Source organism: Floridaenema flaviceps BLCC-F50, assembly GCF_041929275.2.
Lineage (GTDB): Bacteria > Cyanobacteriota > Cyanobacteriia > Cyanobacteriales > Aerosakkonemataceae > Floridanema > Floridanema flaviceps.
Map to the genome: position 1 here is coordinate 1,172,357 of NZ_JBHFNR020000002.1, position 24,076 is coordinate 1,196,432.

17 protein-coding genes and 1 pseudogene are annotated in these 24,076 nt (G+C 42.5%); 9 read left to right on the top strand and 9 right to left on the bottom strand.

The features are described from left to right. Window positions 1-27: 27 nt before the first annotated feature. Window positions 28-678 carry a SnoaL-like polyketide cyclase gene (locus ACE1CI_RS25360; RefSeq protein ID WP_413268405.1) on the top strand — a complete coding sequence of 217 codons (651 nt, stop codon included), beginning with the start codon at window positions 28-30 and terminating at the stop codon, window positions 676-678. Between the two features lie 236 nt (window positions 679-914). On the opposite strand, the gene ACE1CI_RS25365 is transcribed toward ACE1CI_RS25360, so the two are convergent. The 6 genes from ACE1CI_RS25365 to ebsA all read right to left on the bottom strand — a co-directional run bounded on the left by ACE1CI_RS25365 (window position 915) and on the right by ebsA (window position 4,630). Next, complete coding sequence (locus ACE1CI_RS25365) at window positions 915-1,409, bottom strand: YidH family protein (protein WP_413268404.1); 495 nt, start codon at window positions 1,407-1,409, stop codon at window positions 915-917. A 50-nt stretch (window positions 1,410-1,459) separates the two neighbouring features. After that, window positions 1,460-1,951: a YajQ family cyclic di-GMP-binding protein gene (locus ACE1CI_RS25370; RefSeq protein ID WP_413268403.1), complete on the bottom strand. Its 492-nt coding sequence runs from the start codon at window positions 1,949-1,951 to the stop codon at window positions 1,460-1,462. A gap of 137 nt (window positions 1,952-2,088) precedes the next feature. Further along, window positions 2,089-2,493, bottom strand: a complete 405-nt coding sequence (locus ACE1CI_RS25375) for an MAPEG family protein (protein WP_413268402.1) — start codon at window positions 2,491-2,493, stop codon at window positions 2,089-2,091. Between the two features lie 45 nt (window positions 2,494-2,538). Beyond that, window positions 2,539-3,042, bottom strand: coding sequence for a DNA recombination-mediator protein A (locus ACE1CI_RS25380; RefSeq protein ID WP_413268401.1), 504 nt, complete (start codon window positions 3,040-3,042; stop codon window positions 2,539-2,541). A gap of 72 nt (window positions 3,043-3,114) precedes the next feature. Further along, window positions 3,115-4,206, bottom strand: coding sequence for a phosphotransacetylase family protein (locus ACE1CI_RS25385; protein WP_413268400.1), 1,092 nt, complete (start codon window positions 4,204-4,206; stop codon window positions 3,115-3,117). A 46-nt stretch (window positions 4,207-4,252) separates the two neighbouring features. After that, a complete protein-coding gene (gene ebsA / locus ACE1CI_RS25390; RefSeq protein ID WP_413268399.1) occupies window positions 4,253-4,630 on the bottom strand; it encodes a type IV pilus biogenesis protein EbsA in 378 nt (125 codons plus the stop codon). 497 nt (window positions 4,631-5,127) lie between these two features. On the opposite strand from ebsA, the pseudogene ACE1CI_RS25395 reads away from it, so the two are divergent. Together ACE1CI_RS25395 and ACE1CI_RS25400 are read left to right on the top strand one after the other, a co-directional pair. Then, window positions 5,128-5,502 (top strand): annotated as a pseudogene (locus ACE1CI_RS25395) (radical SAM protein); the annotation flags it as partial. Continuing rightward, entirely contained in the window at window positions 5,456-6,862 is a 1,407-nt protein-coding gene (locus tag ACE1CI_RS25400; protein WP_413264861.1) for a glycosyltransferase family 2 protein, read from the top strand. The pseudogene ACE1CI_RS25395 and the gene ACE1CI_RS25400, both read left to right, overlap by 47 nt. 259 nt (window positions 6,863-7,121) lie before the next feature. Here the strand turns inward: ACE1CI_RS25400 and ACE1CI_RS25405 are convergent, their stop codons facing one another. Then, the gene (locus tag ACE1CI_RS25405; RefSeq protein ID WP_413265578.1) at window positions 7,122-9,131 is read right to left on the bottom strand and encodes a DNA polymerase III subunit gamma/tau; all 2,010 of its coding nucleotides are present in this window, start codon (window positions 9,129-9,131) and stop codon (window positions 7,122-7,124) included. Window positions 9,132-9,214: 83 nt separating this feature from the next. Between ACE1CI_RS25405 and ACE1CI_RS25410 the strand changes: the two genes are divergently transcribed. The 3 genes from ACE1CI_RS25410 to ACE1CI_RS25420 all read left to right on the top strand — a co-directional run bounded on the left by ACE1CI_RS25410 (window position 9,215) and on the right by ACE1CI_RS25420 (window position 12,603). Then, complete coding sequence (locus ACE1CI_RS25410) at window positions 9,215-10,543, top strand: C13 family peptidase (RefSeq protein ID WP_496615805.1); 1,329 nt, start codon at window positions 9,215-9,217, stop codon at window positions 10,541-10,543. A 16-nt stretch (window positions 10,544-10,559) separates the two neighbouring features. Then, the gene (locus ACE1CI_RS25415) at window positions 10,560-11,696 is read left to right on the top strand and encodes a tetratricopeptide repeat protein (protein ID WP_413265576.1); all 1,137 of its coding nucleotides are present in this window, start codon (window positions 10,560-10,562) and stop codon (window positions 11,694-11,696) included. A 256-nt stretch (window positions 11,697-11,952) separates the two neighbouring features. Then, a complete protein-coding gene (locus tag ACE1CI_RS25420; RefSeq protein WP_413265575.1) occupies window positions 11,953-12,603 on the top strand; it encodes a hypothetical protein in 651 nt (216 codons plus the stop codon). Between the two features lie 73 nt (window positions 12,604-12,676). Here ACE1CI_RS25420 and purM read toward each other — a convergent pair whose 3' ends face one another. Beyond that, on the bottom strand, window positions 12,677-13,705 hold the full coding sequence (purM, locus tag ACE1CI_RS25425) for a phosphoribosylformylglycinamidine cyclo-ligase (protein WP_413265574.1): 1,029 nt from the start codon (window positions 13,703-13,705) through the stop codon (window positions 12,677-12,679). Window positions 13,706-14,118: 413 nt separating this feature from the next. Between purM and ACE1CI_RS25430 the strand changes: the two genes are divergently transcribed. From ACE1CI_RS25430 to ACE1CI_RS25440, 3 genes are all read left to right on the top strand, one after another. Next, the gene (locus ACE1CI_RS25430) at window positions 14,119-15,285 is read left to right on the top strand and encodes a septal ring lytic transglycosylase RlpA family protein (RefSeq protein WP_413265573.1); all 1,167 of its coding nucleotides are present in this window, start codon (window positions 14,119-14,121) and stop codon (window positions 15,283-15,285) included. Window positions 15,286-15,732: 447 nt separating this feature from the next. Continuing rightward, entirely contained in the window at window positions 15,733-17,445 is a 1,713-nt protein-coding gene (locus tag ACE1CI_RS25435) for a bifunctional pantoate--beta-alanine ligase/(d)CMP kinase (protein WP_459564089.1), read from the top strand. A 608-nt stretch (window positions 17,446-18,053) separates the two neighbouring features. Then, complete coding sequence (locus tag ACE1CI_RS25440) at window positions 18,054-19,178, top strand: polysaccharide deacetylase family protein (RefSeq protein WP_496615806.1); 1,125 nt, start codon at window positions 18,054-18,056, stop codon at window positions 19,176-19,178. 84 nt (window positions 19,179-19,262) lie between these two features. Here the strand turns inward: ACE1CI_RS25440 and ACE1CI_RS25445 are convergent, their stop codons facing one another. After that, a complete protein-coding gene (locus ACE1CI_RS25445; protein WP_459564088.1) occupies window positions 19,263-24,002 on the bottom strand; it encodes a glutamate synthase-related protein in 4,740 nt (1,579 codons plus the stop codon). Window positions 24,003-24,076 lie beyond the last annotated feature (74 nt).

Genomic DNA, 24,076 nt, shown 5'->3' on the forward strand with positions numbered 1-24,076 from the left:
ACAGCTAATCAGGGGATATTAACGATTATGAGTCAAGATTTACCTCTATGGGTACAAGATCGCGAAGAAGTTCTCAAACACGATGATGGAGTGGAATGGCGCTATGGGGAACGTCCTGACTATTCCCATACAAAGGCTTTTTTAGAGCAAGAAAGAAAAACGAATCATGCAGAAGGAACATTAAATGCGATCGCCCATAATTTGGTGAAGACATTTGAAATGGAAGCAACTTTCAAAACTAGTCCTCAACAATGGATATCTGTAGTTACAGATAAATTTCGTATGAGTACCAATGGCGGGAAAGAATATACTGCCGAAGATATTGTAGAACAGGGAACCTATAATCTGTTTCTGGAAAACTCCGACCACTACCGTGCTTCTGAGGAAAATTTTGAATCATCTTACAACCTTTTTCACACAGCTTTTCCTAATGGTTTTCACTGGGAATTAATTGAAGTTGTTGCTGGGCCTCCTAATGTTGTTTTTAAATGGAGACATTGGGAAACTTTCAGTGGGGCTTACAAAGATCGTCAACCTACAGGAGAAACGATCGAAATTGTTGGTCTTAGTATTGCTAAAGTAACGGAAGACTTAAAGATTGAGTCTGTCGAACATTTCTTTGATACGAATAATTTCTTAACTAAGTTAACTACTGGAGGATGTCCTGTTAGCCACTAAAAACTTAGGGCGTAATCCAATACTGCGGCTATTTCGGATTCATGGTGAGAAATGTTCATATGTGTTACAAACTTTGAAAACGGTGCGTTAGGCACGGGAATTTAATTATTGGTTGAAATGCTGAATTTGTTATCCGTGCCTAACACACCCTACAGTTAAATAAGATTTTGTTATCACCATAAATACGGGAGAGCCGTTTTGGGTAGGGGCGATTAATGAATCACTCCTACAATCCCTTATAAATCAAGCATTTTCCGAATTAATGTACCTTTTTTTACTAAAGTTTTATTCACCAAAGAGGAAATATTTGTTTTCCGCTTTGGTGGATTTAACTTATTAGGAATAGGGGTATGTCGCCACAACAAAAAAGGAATAGTTAGTAATCCCAAAATCATCACAATTACAGCAGTTAACAACACCATCAAACGGCTAGGTTTATAGTCAGCTTCTTCAATTTGTCGGAGAACTTTGTTGTAACGCCATACAGATAAACCAATGACAATCACTCCCAAAATTACTAAACTAATTCCTAAATGTTGGGAATTAATAAAAGAATCGGGAACAGTGTTTTGTCCGGTCAATGAAATTTCTAATTGCCTGAGAAATAAGCCAAAACGGGCAATAGCGAAACCAAAACCAATTAAGGCAATGGCTGTTCTCAACCAAGCTAAAAATGTACGTTCATTAGCTTGGTGTTCTCTTTGGCGATCGATCTTCTCAGGGCTAGCCATAATTTCAAATTTTAGTTAGTTGGGAAGCCATACCCAACCAACTTTAAACCTTAGCGATAATTAGTAAATTGCAGCGCTACCGGGTAATCTTCCTGCTTCAAACGCTGAATAACTGCTTGTAATTCATCTTTGTCTTTGGCAGAAACTCGCACTGCATCGCCTTGAATGGAAGCTTGCACTTTCTTAAATTCATCGCGAATTAATTTACTAATTTGTTTCGCAATTTCTTGGCTGATGCCTTTTTTGAGTTTTATTTCTTGGCGGACTCGATTACCGCTAGCTGCTTCAACTTTGCCGTAGTCAAAAATTTTCAAAGATAAGTTTCGTTTTGCTGCTTTAGTTTGCAAAATTGTATGCACGGCATCTAAAGTAAACTCGCTATCCGTGTTAACAGTAATCGTTTCTTTGGCTAATTCTACTGTAGTTTTAGTATCTTTCAAGTCGTAGCGACTACTAATTTCTCTAGTAGTTTGATCGACTGCATTTACTAATTCTTGGTAATCAAAGTCACTAACAATATCAAACGAATAAGTGGAGGCCATAACAACTAACTGAACGGTAATTGGGGATGATTGGTAATCGGTAATTGGTGGTTAATTGGAAATTTCAAATCTAAATATGAAAAGAGATTTGTTATTGCTAATTTTCCTACCCATTACCCATTACCTAACAAGTAATTTCATCTAGCCTGGGAAAGACTCAACACAATCAAAGTGCCACTGCAAAGAGTTGCGATCGCAAAACTCAGCGATCGCAACAGTGGTACATTCAAAATGTAAAACACCGAGTAAAGCAACCGGGCAACCAAATAAGTTAAACCCGCATATATTGCCAGAGTCGAACTTACACCTGTAATGTATGCCATCAATGCTGCGGGAGCAAATACCATCAAAGATTCAAAACCATTTTGATGTGCCCAAGTAGCACGTTGAGCATAAGCAGGTAACTTATCAACTATAGCTCTAGGAGTTGCTAAAGCTTCTGTTCCCAAATTGACACGAGCAAAAGCCACCAGCAAAAAGGGAACATAAACTAAAACAATAGCTCCAGCAATGCAATACAGAAAAGTCATTGATCCTGACATTGGTAATAACCTCATCAGCCCTGATTTATTTCCCAGATTTGCACCTTAATCAAAATAAAACAAGGTGACTAATTTTCTTTGCTCCTCAGCATCTTCGCAGGTTTTTAAAAGAGTCCTACTATCGTGAAAAGCAAAGCAAATTAATTGTTGGCATCGGGAAACAATTTCCTGATTGCACAGAGCGCTAGCTTCACCCAAAGACAAATGATCGTTTTCCGGCTTTTCTACCAAGTGCATTACCTGTTCGAGCAACTCACGAGATTCTCGTGGTTGTCTTTCCAGGCTTTGAGGTAAAATCACCGTCAACAACTTGGGATCTGCCCGCATTGCGCCGCGAATCGCAGCTGCATTTGTCCCAGTAGCACCAGAAGTGAGCAACTTATTCCCTGTCAAAACTAGGGCGTAGCTCATCATCTCAATTAAGTGCTGATGGGTAATAGGAACATGGCGCGAACCTAACAGGGCAATTCTTTTGGCACCTGTCTGTTGGATCGTCGCTAGTTCTTGGACTAATTCATCAAATTTAGGAATGTCCAGCGATTGACTCAAGGATTAAGTTGAAGACACAACGACCTAGTTATTTTAACAGAAGTGTCGAGGCGAGTAGTTCATCAGAATCAGTTAAGGCAAAGTTACCGCTGGTTGTAAGTCGAGTTTTGCCAGCAACCGATCGATATCGAAATGTTTTGCCATTAAATGACGGACACATTCGACCTTGATCGGTTCTTGGAGACGCACTTGACCAAAAGCTTGATCGATAATTTCGACGGTTGTTAAAGTATCTAGATCTACAGAGAGAATGGGGATTTCCAAATCTTCAGCCCGACTTAAAATCAAATTAGAAGGCGGGATATGCCCAGTTAAAATCAAGCATTGAGTGGAAGTTTCTAATGCTGCTAGTTGAATTTCGGTACGATCGCCCCCTGTCACCACCGCCATATTCCGCCCTTTGCGGAAATACTTCAGCGCTGAATTAACATCCATTGCCCCAATTGTCAAGCTTTCTACCAGTAAATCTAAGCGATCGCCTCGGCATAAAACCTCAGCTTTCAATTGCTTGACTAATTCCTTAACACTCACACTGCGGAGTAAAGGACTACGAGGCAGAATACCCAACACGGGAACATCGCGTTTTTCCAGAAACGGGCGGACTTCTGTTTGCGCCATTTCCATTTGATTTTCTGGCACATCATTGAGGACAACGCCCATTAAGCGATCGCCCAACAGACGCTTTGCCGACAACAACTTATGCACCGACAGCAAAGACTGCCAACGGGACACTAGTAGGATTGAGGCATCAATACTATTAGCCACATCCAGTAAAGAAAAATCAAACAAACTGCCTTCATCTAGAGAACCTGGCCCCTCTAGCAACACCAACTCTCCACCTGCCACATCCAGATACTTTGCCAACTCCGCACGGTAATTTACCGTATCTTCGCCTCTAATGCGTTTAGCTACAGCAGCTTCGCAGAGGAAGAATAGAGTTGGTCTAATTCGATCGGATGGCAAGTTCAGGCTTTGAGCCAAAAACTTCACATCTTCATCGATCGCATCAGTCTGTGGCTCATTCCAACAAGTTCCCAGAGGCTTACCGTAGGCAATATCCAGTTTTCTTTCTTTTAACTGATGGGCAAGCCCCAATATTACTGCTGACTTGCCACTATAAGATTCTGTTGACCCAATCAGCAGATGTTTCGTAAATTTTGGCACACCCTAGCTCCTGTTCATCACTTTCTAAAAGGTGGTTTTCCAATTCTTATTCATCTAAGCGCAACAGCCTACGGTAAAAAGCCTTGGAAAAGTCGATCGTCCGTGAGGACTTAAAATTCATTATCACTTCTATAAGAAAGTTAACAAATTCATTATTTGCCAAAGTCATCTCATAGCTGAGTTCCGCATTACCATCAAACTGCAATCGACAACGAGTTAAATCTGCTGGTAATGCAGCCACACTCCAGGTTGCCACAAAAGGAATGCTCTCACCGCCTTCAATTTTACGATTTCCCTCGAGTACACCCTTTTCGTACAGGCTCATCGCCTTGGGTAGCCAAGTTCGCTTATTGCCTTGGTAGTATGGCATATAAACATTTACTCTTTGGGGATTGGCAGGCGGGAGTTGTTCAATAATATCCATAAATTTCCCTTTTTGCTCGTTAATTATAGGTACTCAACTGAATAGTTCTCTTGTACTTATGGTCGAAAATCCTGATTTTAGGGATGGGTACACAAGGACTGGAATTCCTTACACATCAAGCATTTTAGCAATTAATTAGGTAGATTTAATTACCATAAGTACAACAGAGCCAGCTGTTTGGGTCAGGTCTTACCCGATCGTATTATTCCCCACTTTACCCAGCAGAATTACTAAATAGCCGCTAAATTGATCCGAAAGGGGGTAGGGGGTAGGGTGTAGGGGGTAGGGGGTAGGGTGTGGGGTGTAGGGTGTAGGGGGTAGGGTGTGGGTATAGGGAAAAAATTGGACAATGAAAGAGAAGTTTGCCCTTTGAACCCGACTCTTTTCCCTCAAATTCTTTTCACTACCCCCTACCCCCTACACCCTACCCCCTACCCCCTACACCCTACCCCCTACCCCCTACCCCCTAGCCATCAATAGAGACAGTTGCTAAGTAGTACAGCAATCTTGGATACAATAGGGCTGCATTAATCTTTATTTAAGCCGGAGACAATGACACCAAAAATCCCCGTTTTCAGGCGGTGGATGCTGTAATTCCGATTTCTCCTGATGACAAACTGTTGTTACCTTGTTATTATTTCGTTCAATCTGGTGTCCCAATCAACGGGAAATTATACGATTTGTATCGCCAGCCAGAAGTGATAGAAGCGTACCGTCTGTCTTTTGGCAAACAATCAGTTTGTGAAGGCTTTACGGTTTGGTGTGTTTTAGTACCCAGCTTCTTTAAAGGTGTAAATAAGTACTGGTGGTTGAATCAACTGAAATATGCCAGCGAATTCCTGGCCCGAAAACAATTCCTTCAACGAGCTTGACGAACTGAACTCGTTGATCTCCGATATCTCGCAAACAGAGGAACCGGAAGAGACTCCTAACCAAAGATATGGGGGACGCAGGCGCAAAGCGGCGATCGTCCTCACGATAGTTTGGAGTGGCACTATTGCCCTGCATTTACTCTCTTGGGGTAGTTGGCTAATCTTAGGCTTGACAACCTTAATGGGAATTCATGCCATTCGCGTTTTGCGTGCCCGCCCCCATACCTTACCTGAGTCTTTGTCAACCCAAAACCAAGATTCTTGGCCTTTCGTCTCTTTGCTGGTAGCAGCTAAAAATGAAGAGGCTGTAATTGAAAGCTTGGTAAAAACCCTCTGTAGTTTAGACTATCCCAGCTACCGTTATGAACTTTGGGTAATTGATGACAACAGCACCGACAAAACTCCACTGGTACTCAAGCAACTGACGCAGAAATACGATCGGTTGAAGGTGTTCCGGCGATCGCCAGGTGCGACTGGCGGCAAATCAGGAGCCCTAAATCAAGTCCTGCCTCTGACTCGTGGCGATATTATCGCTGTGTTTGATGCTGATGCTCAAGTACCCAAAGATATGCTAAGGCGCGTCGTCCCTGTTTTTGCTAAAGAACAGGTGGGCGCAGTCCAAGTCCAAAAGGCGATCTCTAACCCTGATGTGAATTTGCTCACTGTGGGTCAAGTGGCAGAGATGGCATTGGATAGCTATTTCCAACAACAGCGGATCGCCCTTGGTGGCATTGGCGAACTGCGCGGAAATGGCGAGTTTATTCGTCGTTCTGCTTTGGAACTTTGCGGCGGTTTCAATGAGGAAACTATTACTGATGACCTCGATTTAACTATTCGTCTGCACCTTGAGCAATGGGATATTGAGTTCGTCATCGATCCTGCTGTGGAAGAGGAAGGCGTGACTAGTACGATCGCTCTCTGGCATCAGCGCAACCGTTGGGCAGAAGGCGGCTATCAGCGTTATTTGGACTACTGGCGACCAATTTTTGCGGGGAAAATGGGCTACCGGAAAACTTGGGATATGTTCATGTTTTGGATTACCCAATATTTCCTCCCCACCGCAGCAGTGCCAGATTTTCTCATGGCTCTAGTCCGCAACCGAATGCCTGTTTTTAGCCCTGTCACAGCTTTAATGCTCACTATGTCTTTTATCGCCATGTTTAGCGGTATCCGGCGTGTTAAGCAACAGGAAAAAGTCACTATTCCTAACCTGTTTTTGACTTTGCTCAATACCATCCGTGGCACTTTGTATATGCTCCATTGGGTCATTGTTATGGCTAGTACCACAGCCCGAATGTCCGTTTTACCTAAACGACTAAAATGGGTGAAAACTGTCCATCAAGGTACTCAAGCCGAATAAGGAAAGACAGAAGGGGACAAGGGGACAAGGGGACAAGGGGAATTTTTACCCTCTGCCCCTCTGCCCCTCTGCCCCTCTGCCCCTCTGCCCCTCTGCCCCTCTGCCCCTCTGCCCCTCTGCCCCTCTGCCCCTCTGCCCCTCTGCCCCTCTGCCCCTCTGCCCCTCTGCCCCTCTGCCCCTCTGCCCCTCTGCCCCTCTGCCCCTCTGCCCCTCTGCCCCTCTGCCCCTCTGCCCCTCTGCCCCTCTGCCCCGAAAGCTTTTAAAATTCCTCTTCTGTTTCTGCCTCATCTTCTAATTCCAAATTTGAGTCAAAATCTGGTGTTTCTGAGGTCGATCGCAAATTGTTTTTCTCCGGTAATCTATCAGCTAATTCCATAACCTCTGAGAAGTCCACAACCTGACCATTAAAGGTACTAATTAAACGTTGAGTTGCCTTTTTTATTTCTTCCGCTTCCGCTTTTTTCGCTAACTCTTGGGCGTTTTGTTCTGGCGGTTTCTCCGGTTCATGGAAAATTTTCGGTGTTACTTTTGGTTCTGATGAAGCTGCGATATGACTAGTGGTTATTTCCCGCTCAGTTTTCACCGTAACTTCTTCTGAGTCAGGTTTAGATTCAATATTAGTTCTGCTAGGCTGAGAAATTTCTGTTTCTTTCTTAGTAACTTTTACCTCTTGATTACTTTCGGTTTGATTTGGTGTAGATACTTTCAAACTTACTTTAATTTTTCGTTTTAAAATTTGCCCTAATGCAGCTTCTAAATCTGGTATTTTCGGTTCAGCGTGTTTCAGCAAATTGACAGTTTTAATTCCTACCTGAGCCTGAGATTCTTGAATGTTTAATAAACATCCGTATTGCCGAAAAAGAGATTTAGGAGAAATAGGTAAATATTCTAAAATTTGTTGCCAAATTTGTTCTAAATTGATTTCTTGTTCCGAAATATCAGCAATTTGAGAAACTTCTGGTGTTGCTTCTAATTCCGCAGTTTGGGCAGTTTGGGCAACAGAGTGATTTATCTCTTGATTCTGTTGAATATTCTCGAATTTAACCGGAGATTTTACAGAAGTTGAATCTTCTGGAGGTGGAGTTCTTTTAACAGTTGATGACGGATTTTTCTGATTTACATTAACCGGATTAACATTAGTTTTAATTGCATAATTAGCAGCATTTTGTGTTGTTTGTATAATTGCTGAAGGTAACAATCCTAATAAGGTAACTTCCAACCATAACCGAGGTTGAGTAGTATTTCTAATTTGAAATTCGCTATCTTTAAGTAATTTTTGTCCTGCTAAAATTTGGGGGATTTCCAATCCGGTGAAATCACACATTTTTTCCCAAGTGGGAGTAGTGACAACTGCTAATTCTGGACGGTTAGGCGCACTTTTGGCAATTAACAAATCTCGGTAAAAACTGGCTAAATTTTGCAGCACAATTAAAGGTTCTCGTCCTCTATCCATCAGCCGACGCGCAATTTCTAAAACTTTGGTACTTTCGTCAGTAGCGATCGCTTCCAACATCTCCATTAAATCCCGTTCGGGAACAGCACCCACTAAATCCCAAACAGCTTCAACTGTCACTTCTCCCGGAAATAAACTTAATTGATCTAATAAACTTTCCGCATCTCTTAACCCACCTTGGGCAACTTGGGCAATTAAAGTAACCGCTTCTTTAGTAATATTAATCTTTTCTTTACTGGCAATTTGCCACAGATGTTCTACCATTTCCTGTAACGGAATTCGCCGAAAATCAAACCTTTGACAGCGAGAAATAATCGTGGGTAAAACTCTTTGGGGATCTGTAGTTGCTAAAACAAAAATTACCCGATCGGGCGGTTCTTCCAATGTTTTCAATAAAGCATTAAACGCCGCCGTTGATAACATATGAACTTCGTCAATGATGTAAACTTTGTAACGGCATTGTACAGGGGCAAACTGCGATCGCTCAATAATTTCCCGAATATTATCTACCCCAGTATTACTGGCAGCATCAATTTCAATTACATCTAAAGAAGAACCTTTGGCAATAGTTATGCAAACATCGCATTTACCACAGGGACTTTCTGTGGGAACATTGCTAGAAAGACAATTTAATGACTTAGCAAAAATTCTCGCACTAGAAGTTTTTCCTGTACCTCTAGGGCCTGTAAACAAGTATGCTGGAGCAATCCGATCTTGTTGGATCGCATTAGTTAAAGTAGTCGCGATCGCCTCTTGCCCCACCAAATGGGCAAAAGTTTGGGGACGATACTTATGATGCAGGGGTTCGTAGGACATGAGAAACAAAAAGCAATATAGTTAATGGCTAAGATGCTTATTAATCGTGAGATTATCAATCTCGAAGAAAGAAAATTTTAACTTTGAATTGCCGATCGGTTACTCGTTACCACCTAGCAATTACCATGCCACAATTTTTCAGCGCTAGTCTAATTCTCTGTAGCTTGGCTGTTCTCTCATTCATCGGTCTACAATTATCACAAAAAAATCCTCACAACGTTAAACCAGAAAAAGAAAAACTTATTCATATACCACAAAAAGTAGAAAATAGTCAAGGAAAACAAAATAATTTAAACTCACAGCCAACCCAAAGTTTTTTAATTATCGGCGGTGGCCCAGAACCAGAAGCTAACGAAATTGGCATTGAGAAAAACATTCTGTACTTTCAACGCACTCTGCGTGTAATGGGATACAATCCAGCAGAGGTGCCTATCTTATTTGCTAATGGTAACAATCAACAAGCCACAGTGAGCTACTTGGACAAAAACGGCAGACAGTTGTTTAAAATTCCAGAGATCCCTAATATCAAGGGTGCCTCAACTTTGTCTAACCTACGGAACGCTTTTGGGCAATTGCAGAGTAAAAAGCCCGATTCAGTCTTCTTTTATTTTACAGGTCACGGAATTCGTAATCCTGAGAATATCAATAATAACATCATATTGTTATGGAATGACGAACCATTAAGCGTTCAAATGTTTTCTTCCTTGTTAGATCAATTACCGCCAAAAACCTCTTTTGTAGGTATGATGAGTCAATGCTATTCTGGGTCATTTGCTAATTTAATTTATGAAGGTGGTAATCCTAAACGTCCTGTCACTCAAAGACCTCGCTGTGGTTTCTTTGCTACCGTGAAAACCCGACCTTCCGTTGGCTGTTCCCCAGAAGTTAACGAAGCCGACTATGAGGATTATAGCTCTAGTTTCTTCGCTGGTTTAAGTGGACGCAGCCGCACTGGTAAAATAGTGAATTCTGCTGATTATAACCAAGATGGCAGAGTGTCTTTTGCCGAAGCCCATGCCTTTGCCAAAATAGACCAAGAAAACGTTGATTTTCCCCTTTCTACTTCCGAATTTTGGTTACAAAATCAAGCTAATAAAAAGACTCAAGAAACAATCTTAGCTCAGTCGATAAATGCTACATTAGTAACAGCACGTCCTGAGCAAAGATATGTAGTTAATTATATCATAAAAATGTTTAAAATAAACCCAGAAAAGTCTTTGGTTGAAAATCAAAGAACAACCCTACGAGGGAAAATCAAAACGGAAGAACAAGAAGCTTATTTAATGCGGTTACGCATGGAATTGTTAAATATTGCTATGGAAAAACAAGTGCGAAATTCAGGAAATCCTCAAGCGATCGCCATCCTTGAGAGATTGATTGAATGTGAAAATGGTTCCTGGGGGAAACAATAAACAAGCGGTTGACATAATGAGTAAAATAATTAATTCCAAACTAAGAAAAAAAATCAAACGTGCTGGGCGAATTCTTCGCAACTGGCTGAAAAGAAAACTCAGACGATGGTTAAAACCTTGGTTAACACCAAAGAAAAAAACATATCAAGTACCACAAACTTATGCGCCTCCTGAAGAGGAGAGACCTTTAGATAGTGCAGATTATGAATATTTTTTCATGCAGTTACTAGAAGGGGTGGATCATGGCTGGCGAAAAAATCAAGTTGAGCGAGTTTTGGCGGCTTTGTGTGATAAAACTACAGAAGCCGAATGGATTAATTGGTTAAAAATATTTGGCGATCGCTTATTAGCAGCACAAATATCAAATGAACATTTAGCCAGTCAAATGATTAGACTAGGAGAATTAGGTGGCGGTACATTTGGCAAAATATCTCGCGAAATAGGCTTTTCTTTATTGGCAAGATCGCCCCAAGCAGACATATACAATCATGAATTTTATCGAGAACCAGAAATAGTAGAAACACCCGCCCAAAAAGCCCAAGATTTATTTAATCAAGGAGTTGAACAATTTAACGCCGGAGACTTTTGGGCAGCGATTACAACATACAACAAAGCATTGGAAATTTTACCCAATGCTAACGAAATTTGGTACAATCGCGCCAACGCTTTATTTAAATTAGGGAAAGCAACAGAAGCGATCGCCAGTTATGAAAAAGCCTTGGAATTTAAAGCCGACAAATACGAAGCCTGGAATAATCGTGGCAACGCTTTATTTAATTTAGGCTACATTCAAGAAGCTTTAGAAAGTTACACTAAAGCCGTAGAAATTCAACCCCAATATCATCAAGCTTGGTTTAATAAAGCAGTATTATTGGGAAATTTAGGTAGGTTAGATGAAGCGATCGCATCTTACGACAAAGCCTTAGAAATTAAACCCCAAGACGATCAAGCTTGGTTTAATCGGGGATTAGTTTTAGGTAATTTAGGTCAATTGGAAGAAGCGATCGTTAGTTGGGACAAAGCCTTAACAATTAACCCAGAACGCTACGAAGCATGGTATAACCGCAGTGTAGCTTTGAATAACTTAGGCCGTACAGAAGAAGCTAATGCCAGCTTAGAAAAAGCAAAGGCAATCAAACCAGACCTTTATTGAAGAAACTGGGGACTGGGGAGGAGGGGACTGGGGAGGAGGGGACTAGGGAGGTAGGGGGGAGTTCTTAGCTTCGTTTTTTGAGTTTTGAGTTAATAAACTTCCCTATCTCCCCATCTCCCCATCTCCCCATCTCCCCATCTCCCCATCTCCCCATCTCAAGAGTCCCAAGAGTCCCAAGAGTCCCCTTGCCCTCTCTCCTCTGCGACAGCAGTAATTGGCTAAAATCAAAAGTGCAATACCATGCAAGGAAATAGCGATGATTGGAAGGATTTGGCAAAAAATAGTGCAGTTTTTTCAGAGATTATTTGGGCGTAGCGATAGTAAAAGATCCAAATCCTCCATAACAGCTATAAAAAAGCAAATCCAACCACCAAAACCATTGGAAAATGCGGATTACGAGTTTTTATTCATGCAGTTATTAGAAGGTATAGCGCATGGTTGGCAACAGGCAAGAGTGGAAAAATTTTTCGCTCAATTAGACGATCGCACCACCCAAACCCAATGGGTACAATGGATACGTAGCTTTGGCGAAAGATTACTCGCCTTAAGAGCACCAAACCAAGAATTAGCCTTACGAATGTTAGCATTAGGCGAAATGGGTTGCGGAGAAATTAGCGAAACAGCAAGTGAAATTGGTTTAGAGTTATTACAAAGACAGGAAAAACCAATAATCCAAACTCCACAAAATCCAGCAGCTTCTACTCTGTTTGTAGCTCTAGATGAAGCAGGTAATTTGAGCGATCAACCGCAAACTATCTCTTTAGAACAACTTTGGGAATTGTTACAGCGAGATCCAGAATTAGTTCAACAAATGGCAGCATTACTGCAAATTAATACTAACAATCCCGAAGAAATTATTCGCGCTTTGATGAATCAATCCGGTGGTGTCCCAATAGATGAAATTTAGATAAGTAGAAAGCGTTGGTTTTGGGGAGATCCAGGGACGCTCGGAACTCGGAGAGTCCCTAAAACCAAAACGATCACTCCGGTAAACCTACAAGATTGCCTGTACCGGGAATTACTTTACCGATCGCATAAGCAGCAATATTTTGTGATTCAAACCATTTAATTGTTTCTACTTCTTGCTCTGGGTTTACCAAAACTACAAACCCAATCCCCATATTAAAAGTTTCAAACATAGCTTTCGGGTTAACATTGCCAGCCGCAGCTAACCAGTCAAAAATGGGTAAAATGTTCCAACTGTTAGGGATAATTTCAATTGATTGATTAGCACCCAGACAACGAGGCAAATTTTCTGGTAAACCCCCACCTGTAATATGCGCCATGCCATGAATTTCGATTCCAGAAGACTTAGCAGCTAATACAGGTTTGACATAAATTTGAGTGGGAGTTAATAAAACTTCTCCTAAAGTTTTACCGCCTAATTCTTCTCTAGCGTCGCTCCAATTAAACCCACCATCACTGACAATTTTGCGTACCAAACTAAAACCATTACTGTGGACACCTTGAGAAGCTAACGCGATCGCCACATCCCCAATTTCCACCTTAGACCCTGACAAAAGTTGGCTCTTTTCCACCACACCCACACAAAAACCCGCCAAATCATACACCCCCGGCGGGTAAAATCCCGGCATTTCCGCCGTTTCCCCTCCTAACAAGCTACACCCCGCCATTTCACATCCGTGACTAATTCCCGCTACCACCTCCGTCAGCTGTTCTTGTTCCAGCTTTCCTGTAGCTAAATAATCCAAAAAAAACAAAGGTTCCGCACCAGAAGTCAGCACATCATTGACACACATTGCCACTAAATCAATGCCTACAGTATTGTGACAATTCAAATCATGAGCTATCTTCAGCTTCGTCCCCACTCCATCAGTTCCCGAAACTAAAACAGGTTCTTTATACCCGCTGGGTAACTCAAAAAAACCGCTAAAACCACCTAACCCACCAATCACTTCCGGTCTGTGGGTACGATTTACTAAACTGCGGATTTTATCTACAAAAGCTCTACCCGCCTCTACATCAACACCCGCTTCTCGATAATCCATTCAATCATGCTCCCACTTCTTTCCAATCCATGCCAAATCCAATTTTTAACCGTAGGGTACTGGCAATTTTCCCAAAATTTATGATGGCAAATTATGATAACAATTCCAAATCAATTAATAAAGTTTTTATAAAAATTTATTTTATAGTATGGCAGCCAAAAAACCTGGAAACTCAGATTACACCAATAGTTTTACGGAAAAATCGTTGTTTAGTACGGAACTACTTAATCACAAATTGCGGCACATACCGATCCCCAATTAGAAAACTTCATGGTAATCTGTTGCAGTTGCAAATTTAGTAAAGCGAATACGAATCGACTACAAGTTAGCCGAGAATTTTTCGGTAGGGTGCTGATACCAAATGAACACAGCCCTCAACAGTAGCGATATCCACATCGACAGAGCAAAAGCTTATGAAGCAAAGATTTTGGAGCGGTATTTCTGCCGCAATACTAACAACGACCTTGGGGACAACCTTTTCCTGCCATGCCGAAACTAACGAGGTAAAAGTAACGGAATCGGAAGTAAAACCTGGGGCAGTTGCTAGTCAACCTTCACCTCCAGTCAATACTCAACCCGACACAATCAAAGTAGGAGAGTATCAATCAAAGACTGGAAGTGATGCTCAAGAGCAGGTAATCGCCAAAATTCAAGCTCATGAAGTAGCAGGTCGTCAAGCTGCGACCCTTTATTTACGGGATATACCAGTTTTAACTTTTTTTGGCGCTTCTCCAGTTGAGTCAAGCAGTGTCAAACAAGGCACTCTTTCCCAGAATAGCAGCCAACAAGTGGAAAATGCTGCGATCGATCCAATGGCAAGAGCCACAGCAGTAGCAGCCAAGCTAAACCAATTAAATCGGGAAAACCTGGATGCTAGCCAAATTACAGTTGCTTATGCGGTCAGCAACAAGGTTAGTAGCACCAGCGAAGAAACATTACTTGCTCAAGCAAATACAGCCAGCAATCAAAAAACAGCGAGATCAGCTAAGAATAATCGCGATACGCCTAACGGCACGCTGCGCGACCGCTACATCATCAAAATCAACAACGAAAAGTTGGTAGAAATTACAGACAACACCAGACTGCCAGACAGCACCAATAACCTAGCTGAAGATGCCCTGCAAGCCACCAACAGATTACGGCGACTCATGGGGAATGCCCCCCCATTAACCGACATTCCCGGTAGACCCACGCCGCAACAAATGCCAGCACAAGTCGCTTTTGCACCCCTACCCACAGTTAGAGCAGTTCTGGGAGGTTTAGCCTCTTGGTACGGCCCCGGCTTTCACGGCAATCGCAGCGCCAGCGGCGAAAGATACAACCAAGAAGCCCTCACTGCGGCTCACCGTAGCCTACCCTTTGGCACAATGGTCAGAGTCACCAACCTGAGAAATGGTTTGTCAGTAGTAGTCAGAATTAACGATCGCGGCCCCTTCTCCAGAGGTCGCATCATCGACCTTTCCGCCGCTTCCGCCAGAATCATCGGACTAAAAGGCACAGGAGTAGCCCGCGTCACAGTCGAAGTCTTAGGTAAACCAGAAGAAATTACCATCGACTCCCCATTCCCTTTAATTAATTAGCTGAAACCTTTTCGGGCTCCAGATCCAAAATCGAAAATCTAAAATCCTTTCATCTAAAATCGGTTGACGCGGTGAGTTCTTCTTTCCCAAGAGTCCCCTTGTCCCCTTGTCCCCTCGTCGCCTTGTCCCCTTGTCCCCTTGTCGCCTTGTCCCCTAGTCCCCTAGTCCCCTCGTCGCCTTGTCCCCTAGTCCCCTAGTCCCCTCGTCCCCTTGTCCCCTCGTCCCCTCGTCCCCTAGTCCCCTAGTCCCCTTGTCCCCTTGTCCCCTCGTCCCCTTGTCCCCTTGTCCCCTCGTCCCCTTGTCCCCTTGTCCCCTTGTCCCCTTGTCCCCTTGTCCCAAGAGTCTCAATCCCCCCTGCCTGATTCGGGCCCATAAGCAGTGTATTTTCTGGCTGATTCGCTATACACTACTATGGGTCTAATTCGGTGGAAACCTGAAGGAATAAAAGTGCGCCTGTTTACTACAGTTGCGGCACTGCGCTGCTACCTGCGGCAAGCCCGTGCTGGACAACTTAATTCTGAGTTTGAAGTTGGCTTGGTTCCTACGATGGGAGCTTTACACGCAGGTCATCTCAGCTTAATTGAAAAAGCTCGAAAAGAAAATGATGTCGTAGTAGTTAGTATTTTTGTCAATCCCTTACAATTTGGGCCAACAGAAGATTTTCATAAGTATCCCCGACAACTTGAGTCCGATCGCCAATTATGCGAACAAGTCGGGGTAGATGTAATTTTTGCTCCGAAAGCAGCAGAGTTGGGAGTAGTCAGCCAAGAAGAAGGGGATAGGGGTCAGGTGTTAGGGGTTAGGGATTCTTTGGGGGATAGGGGTCAGGGGGTAGGTGTTAGGGAAGAAGACAGTTCCCCTAACACCCAACCCCCAACACCCAACCCCTCTCTTTCCCCAACCCCCAACCCCCAACCCCCAACCCCTTGTTCTTTACCTGTAACCCAAGTGATCCCACCATTGCCGATGATTTCTTTGCTGTGTGGGCGATCGCGTCAGGGACATTTCCAAGGCGTAGCTACCATTGTGGCTAAATTACTCAATATCGTACAACCGGAAACAGCTTACTTTGGTCAGAAGGACGCTCAACAATTAGCAATTATTCGCCGCATGGTACAGGACTTGAATTTCCCTGTAAAAATTGTCGGTTGTCCGATCGTTCGTGAACCTTCTGGACTAGCGCTAAGTTCTCGTAATCAATATTTGACTCCAGAACAAAAAGCAGAAGCAGCGATTTTATATGAAGGTTTAAAAAAGGCTCTTATTGCTTTTCTTGAAGGAGAAATAAAAAGTCAGCACCTAATTGCCATTGTTAAGGCACAATTAGCAAGGGTATCTTCACTGCAAACAGAATATGTGGAGTTGGTACATCCTGATACACTTAAACCTTTAGCAGAAATTGAGGAGGTTGGACTGTTGGCGATCGCAGCGAGGTTGGGTTCTACCCGTCTCATCGATAATATTATTCTTTCCAAACGTCAACCCATTGTGGCTATTGATGGCCCTGCGGGTGCGGGAAAATCTACAGTAGCAAGATCGGTAGCCCAAAGTTTGGGACTACTATATCTGGATACAGGTGCAATGTATCGCGCTTTAACTTGGTTAGTCATTAAATCAGGCATTTCTGTTGATGATGAACCAGGAGTTACAGAAATTGCTAGTACTTGTCAAATCGATCTTCGTATGAGTGACGATCCCCAAACTGGGGTGCGCGTGTGGATCAATGGTCAAGAATGTACTCAAGAAATTCGCTATGAAGAAGTTACTTCTAATGTTTCTGCGATCGCAGCCCAAAAAGCTGTTCGCGATGAACTAGTTAAACAACAGCGACAATGGGGTGAAAAAGGCGGGTTAGTTGCTGAAGGTCGAGATATTGGTACTCATGTTTTCCCCGATGCGGAACTCAAGATTTTCTTAACTGCATCAGTGGAAGAACGTGCCCGTCGCCGTCGTGCTGATTTACAAGCATCACGGGGACTTGATTTAAGTTTGGAAAAAATGCAACAAGACCTTTCCGAACGTGACTGGAAAGACAGTAACCGTGATATTGCACCTTTAAGAAAAGCTACTGACGCGATCGAGGTTAACACCGATGGCTTAAGTGTTACCCAAGTAACTGAGTTAATTACTAACTTCTACTGGGAAAAAACTAAACTCTAAGTAACACAAGTTGCTAGTTATATTTTATATGAGCGAGTCAGAACCTTTAATTTACTCTGGCTCGCTCAAAATTTTATTGACTGACCTACCCTTTAGATTAGAAAATCCAATAACATTAGTAACCAACAATTTTACATAAAGTAATTTAAAATTGTTTCATTTCAAATCAAAAAAGAGTAAAGTAAGGAATCTTTAGTTTACTTTTTTCTTTTACACTGTTCCCCTAATAAAGGGGTGCCGAATATAGCAACTCTTCTAGTGAGGAGCGAGAGAAAAATCAAATGCTTAGACTTAGCCGGAGAAATTTGAAGTTCTGCACATACGTAAGTTTGTTCGCAGCTGCTTGTAGTTTTTGTATTGGAGGGGGTCTGTCAATTTATGAACATAGTCAGCAAACATATCGAAAGAAACCTTTAGTAATAACACACCCCTTATTAAAAAAGGATTTATCTCAGCTTTTTGGTGTTGAACAAAAACCGGATAAAAGGTTACAACCCGACCTGAATGAGAAACCAGAAATTCCCCCTACCAATCAAGAAAATCCGCTACCACCCCTAGCATTTAAACCACCCATTAGTTTTCAGGGAAAAGCCATTAAACAGGTAAAGTTGGGAGTTCAAGATAAAGTTATTGCCTTAACATTTGATGATGGGCCTTGGGGGAAATATACTAATGAAATTTTAGAAATTCTCAAGGACAACGATATTAAGGCTACATTTTTCTGGATTGGAAGAAATGTAAAAGCATTTCCTCAGATTGCCTTACAAGTAGTTGCAGAAGGTCATGCGATCGGCAATCACACTTGGAGTCACTCTTACCGAAACATGAATAAAGTTATTGCCTACAAAGAAATTGAAAGCACCAAGGCAATTATCAAAAAAATCACCAATGTAGAAACTACGCTATTTCGTCCCCCAGGCGGAATTTTAATTAATGGGCCAGCAGGTTATGCCCTTTCACAAAAATATGCGGTTCTGATGTGGTCAGATGACTCCACAGATTACGCCCGCGACGTTTCAGTTAACACAATAATTAACAGAGTCAAGAGAGGTGCTAAACCTGGAGCTATCGTACTAATGCACGATGGTGGAGGCGATCGCTCCCGCACCGTTCAAGCCCTACCTACCATCATTAATTCCTTGAAAAAGCAAGGTTACAGATTCGTCACCATTCCTGAATTGATGGGCATACAAAAAAGTGATGCTTCAGGAGACCAAGAAACAATAAAACCAGAAGACGACCAGACCATTAAACCTGGAATTGGGATCGCAAAACCAGGAAACAATAACCTCGTTAAACCTAGAGTTCTGATAACAAAACCAGGAAACAATAACCTCGTTAAACCTAGAGTTCTGATAACAAAACCAGGAAACAATAACCTCGTTAAACCTAGAGTTCTGATAACAAAACCAGGAAACAATAACCTCGTTAAACCTAGAGTTCTGATAACAAAACCAGCAAACAACAAGCTCATTAAATCTGGAGTTATGACCATAAAACCAGCAAACAACAAGCTCGTTAAATCTGGAGTTATAACCATAAAACCAGGAAATAACAAAATTATTCAACCTGGAATTGGGATCGCAAAACCAGCAAACAACAAGCTCATTAAATCTGGAGTTATGACCATAAAACCAGGAAATAACAAGCTCGTTAAATCTGGAATTGGGATCGTAAAACCAGCAAACAACAAGCTGGTTAAACCAGGAAACCTGGTTACAAAGGGACGGTAGAAAATTCAATCAAAATCGAAAATTCCCCAGTCGCAGGGGCAATTCATGAATTGCCCCTACCCCAGTCCCAATCCCCAATCCCTACTAAACTGAACTGAGCACCTTATCTGCTGTGGCTTCTGAGTTCGCTTCAGGTGAATCAGCTTCCGAAGGCGGAACTAGTTGCCAGAACTTATGTAAATAAGTTTGCCAGTTTTCTAGAATTAGTTTCGCTTTTTTGCTGCTGGTCCTTTGTGCATGGGCGGCGATCAGTTCTTTAAGAAGTGCTTCGCCTGCTGGGGTTTGTACCCGTTGGACTTTGACAATTTCCGGGTTAACTTTCTTAGAAAAACTGCCATCTTCATCTAAGAAATAAGCTAAACCACCAGTCATTCCAGCGCCTACGTTGCGACCGACTTTACCCAAAACTACAATTACACCACCAGTCATGTATTCACAACAGTGGTCGCCAGCACCTTCAATCACGGCTTTAGCAGCTGAGTTCCGCACTGCAAAACGTTCCCCAGCTTGACCATTAGCATACAACACGCCACCAGTCGCCCCGTAAAGGCAGGTATTACCAACAATCACATTTGCCGAAGCATCGTAGGTAGCTTCTGCGGGTGGTTTAATGATAATCTCGCCACCGTGCATTCCTTTACCTACATAGTCGTTTGCTTCTCCTGACAAATTCAAGATTACTCCGGGTAAGTTAAATGCGCCGAAGCTTTGACCAACGCTACCTTTGATATTGAGGGTAATTTGACCTTCAAAGCCAGTATTGCCATAACTTGAAGCAATAGCACCAGATAATCTTGCGCCGATCGTGCGATCGGTATTCACTGCCACAATATCTTTAGTGACTTCGGTTTGATGGGTAATAGCAGCGGCAATTTCGGGATCTGCTAAAAGTCGATCGTCTAAAACATCACCATTGGTATGTACTGCTTCATGTTCTAACCAACTGCGATCGACTCTAGTATCCGGTAAAGCCAACAAATAAGACAGATCTAAATGCTCAGTTTTCGTCAGTTGGACTTCTTCCCGTACTTTTAGGAGATCTGCCCGTCCAATTAACTCATTCAAGGAACGATAACCGAGTTTTGCCAGGATCGATCGCACTTCTTCGGCTACATAGTAGAAGAAATTCACCACATTTTCCGGCACACCCGTAAACCGTTTCCGCAGTTGTTCTTGCTGCGTCGCTACACCAACAGGGCAATTATTTGTATGACAGATGCGAGCCATAATACAGCCTTCTGCGATCATGGCGATCGATCCAAAGCCATATTCTTCACCACCCATCAGGGCACCCATCACCACATCCCAGCCAGTCTTAAAGCCACCATCAACTCGTAAAATGACTCTGGAACGCAGTTTATTTTCCATCAACACCCGATGGACTTCGGTTAAACCTAATTCCCAAGGACTTCCCGCGTGTTTAATGGAAGACAAAGGCGATGCACCAGTTCCTCCATCATGACCGGAAATTTGGATAATATCCGCATTAGCTTTAGCCACACCCGCAGCAATAGTTCCAATACCGACTTCGGCTACTAACTTCACGGAAACGGCAGCTTTGGGGTTAATTTGGTGTAAATCAAAGATTAACTGCGCTAAGTCTTCGATCGAGTAAATATCGTGGTGCGGAGGTGGCGAAATTAAAGTTACACCCGGCTTAGAACGCCGTAACATCGCAATGTAGGGACTGACTTTTTTACCCGGTAACTGTCCACCTTCACCTGGCTTCGCACCTTGAGCAATTTTAATCTCAATTTGCTTGGCACTCATCAAGTATTCTGGAGTTACACCAAAACGACCAGAAGCTACTTGCTTAATCGCACTAGAAGCAGTATCGCCATTCCGCAAACCCTTCAAATGTGGGAAAGTCGGGCTAAAACCATTTTCATCTACATCATTAAGAACTTTATAACGGTTGGGATCTTCTCCACCTTCACCTGAGTTAGATTTACCACCGATGCGGTTCATGGCGATCGCTAAAACCTCATGCGCCTCTGGTGAAAGAGCACCCAAAGACATTCCCCCTGTAGCAAAACGCTTGACAATCTCCGTCACCGATTCTACTTCTTCAATGGGGATAGATGGGCGATCGCTCTCAAACTCTAACAAATCCCGCAAAGCCGTAACCGGACGTTCGCTGAGGATTTTTTGGTACAGTTCATAGTAACTAGAAGGGGTTGGGGGTTGGGGGTTGGGGGTTGGGGAACCGGGTAGAGACGTTGCACGCAACGTCTCTACCTCTACAGCTTTATACTCCGCTACTGCTTTATGCAAAGCTTTTGCCATTTCCGGCGAGTTCATGTGGTATTCTCCACCGGGACGGTATTGAACAAAACCGAAGTTTTCCAACTTCTTAATTGTTAATTCTGGGAATGCTTTGCTGTGGAAAGACATTACCTCAGTAGCTAACTCTTTAACAGTTAAACCACCAATCCGAGAAGCTGTACCTTTGAATCCTAATTGTAATAGTTCCGGGCCAATGCCGATCGCTTCAAAAATTTGTGCTCCTTGGTAAGAAGAAAGCAGCGAAATTCCCATTTTCGAGAGAATCTTCAACAACCCATCTTCTACAGCTTTTTTGTAATTAGCTTGAGCTTTTTCTAAGGTACATTTGGCTATTTTACCTCGTTCCATTAAGCTTTGAGTTTTAGGATCTTCCCACCAACTCCGCACAGTTTCATAAGCCAAATAAGGACAAACAGCAGCTGCACCAAAGCCAATTAAACAAGCAAAATGATGAGTATTCCAACATTGTGCTGTATCAACAACGATCGAAGCTTTCATCCGCAGTCCTTCACCTATTAAATGGTGGTGAACTGCACCCATAGCCAACAAGGGAGGAATATAAGTGTTATCAGCACTTATTCCACAGAGATCCCCGACTTCTTCAAGAAGTCGGGGATCTCGATCGCTTAAAATCAAAATCTTCGCGCCAGATTTAACAGCTGCATCCGCTGACAAACAAAGGTTATTAACAGCTTTTGCCAAACCATCGGGACCACTAGCTACAGGGTAAAGTGTAGATAAAGTAGCAGTTTTAAAACCTGAATTCCGCACTACTTCTAAATCAGTTTCACTCAAAACCGGAGACTGAATTAACAGCTTTTCGGCATATTCCGGTTTAACATCCAAAATATTACCCCGTTCGCCCAAAGTCATACTCAAAGACATTACCAATTTTTCCCGCAAAGGATCGATCGATGGATTTGTAACTTGAGCAAAACGTTGTTTAAAGTAATCGTAGAGTAAATGTGGGCGACCAGAAAGTACTGCTAAAGGAATATCATCACCCATGCAGAAAGTTGGTTCTTTGGCACTCGCCGCCATTTCCTCGATTATCATTTCTACATCTTCGATCGTATACCCAAAAGCAGTTTGATTCCTTAGCAAAGTTTGTTCATCTAACAACCTTGTTTCTCTTAAAGGTTGAATAGCAAGAGTTTTCCGATTTTTCAACCATTCACCATAAGGCAATTTTTGGGCAATTCTAGTTTTCAGTTCCCAATTTTTCAGAACTTCCTTAGATTCTAAATCAACCGCAATCATTTGACCGGGGCCTAAGCGACCTTTTTCTTTGATTTCTGTTTCGGGTAGGGTGTCTACTACTCCAGCTTCCGAAGCCACAATAACACAGCCATCTTTAGTAGTAACAAAACGGGCTGGTCTTAAGCCGTTGCGATCGAGTGTAGCACCAACTTGTTTGCCATCACTAAACACTAACAAAGCAGGGCCATCCCAAGCTTCCTGCAAACCGCTGTAATATTCGTAAAAATCAACAATTTCTTGATGATCGTCCAAGTCCGGCTGATTTTTGTAAGCTTCTGGCACCATAATCATTAATGATTCCATTGGCGATCGTCCAGAACGCACCAGCAATTCTAAAACATTATCCAAATTCGCCGAATCACTATTTCTGACATCAACCGAAGGCTTCAAATCTTCAATACTTTCTCCCCAAACTGGATGATTTAAATCTGCCTTCCGCGCCATCGTCCAGTTAATATTGCCCAGCAAAGTATTAATTTCCCCATTATGCCCCAACAAGCGCATCGGTTGAGCCAAAGGCCATCTTGGCATAGTATTTGTACTAAAACGACGGTGATAAACCGCAAAATTGCTCTTATATTCTGGGTTTTTCAAATCGGTGTAAAATTGGGCTAAAACAGCCGATCGAACCATGCCTTTATAAACAATTGTTCGGCAAGAAAAAGAACAAATGTAAAGGTCATCAGGCCATTTTAAAGAAGTTTCTGTCTCTAATTTTTTCCCAATCCGCCGCCGAACTAAATACAAATGCCGTTCTAATTCATCTCCCTTAAGGGTTTCACTTTTAACAATTAACTGCTCAATTTTCGGCTGATTTTCTCTTGCTTGAATCCCCAAAACCTGAGTTTCAACAGGCACTTTTCGCCAAGCAATTAACGTTAGATTTTCTTCAACTAATACCCTTTCAATTACATGGCGAATAATTGAAGCTTTTTGCGCTTCTGGTGGTAAGAAAACCATGCCTACAGCTAAGGCACTTTTATCAGTTTCATTCCCTACCCACTCCCGCAACAAATCCCAAGGAATCGCCGTCATGACTCCCGCCCCATCTCCAGAGTCATAATCCGCGCTACAACCGCCTCGGTGTTCCAAACAAGCCAATGCAGACAGAGCTTTATCTACAATATCATGACTAGCTTGCCCATCTTTATTGGCAATAAAACCAACACCACAGGCATCTCTTTCTTCTACTAGCCAAGGTTGACCTAAGTAACCAACATTAGCTAGTTCATTCGATGTATTTTGTAATGAATTTTGCTGCGAATTTCTCTGATTCATGGATTGATTCATCTGTTACTACTTTTTGGTTGATGTGAAATTTTGGGAAAAGTTAAACAATTCAAAATGCGGAT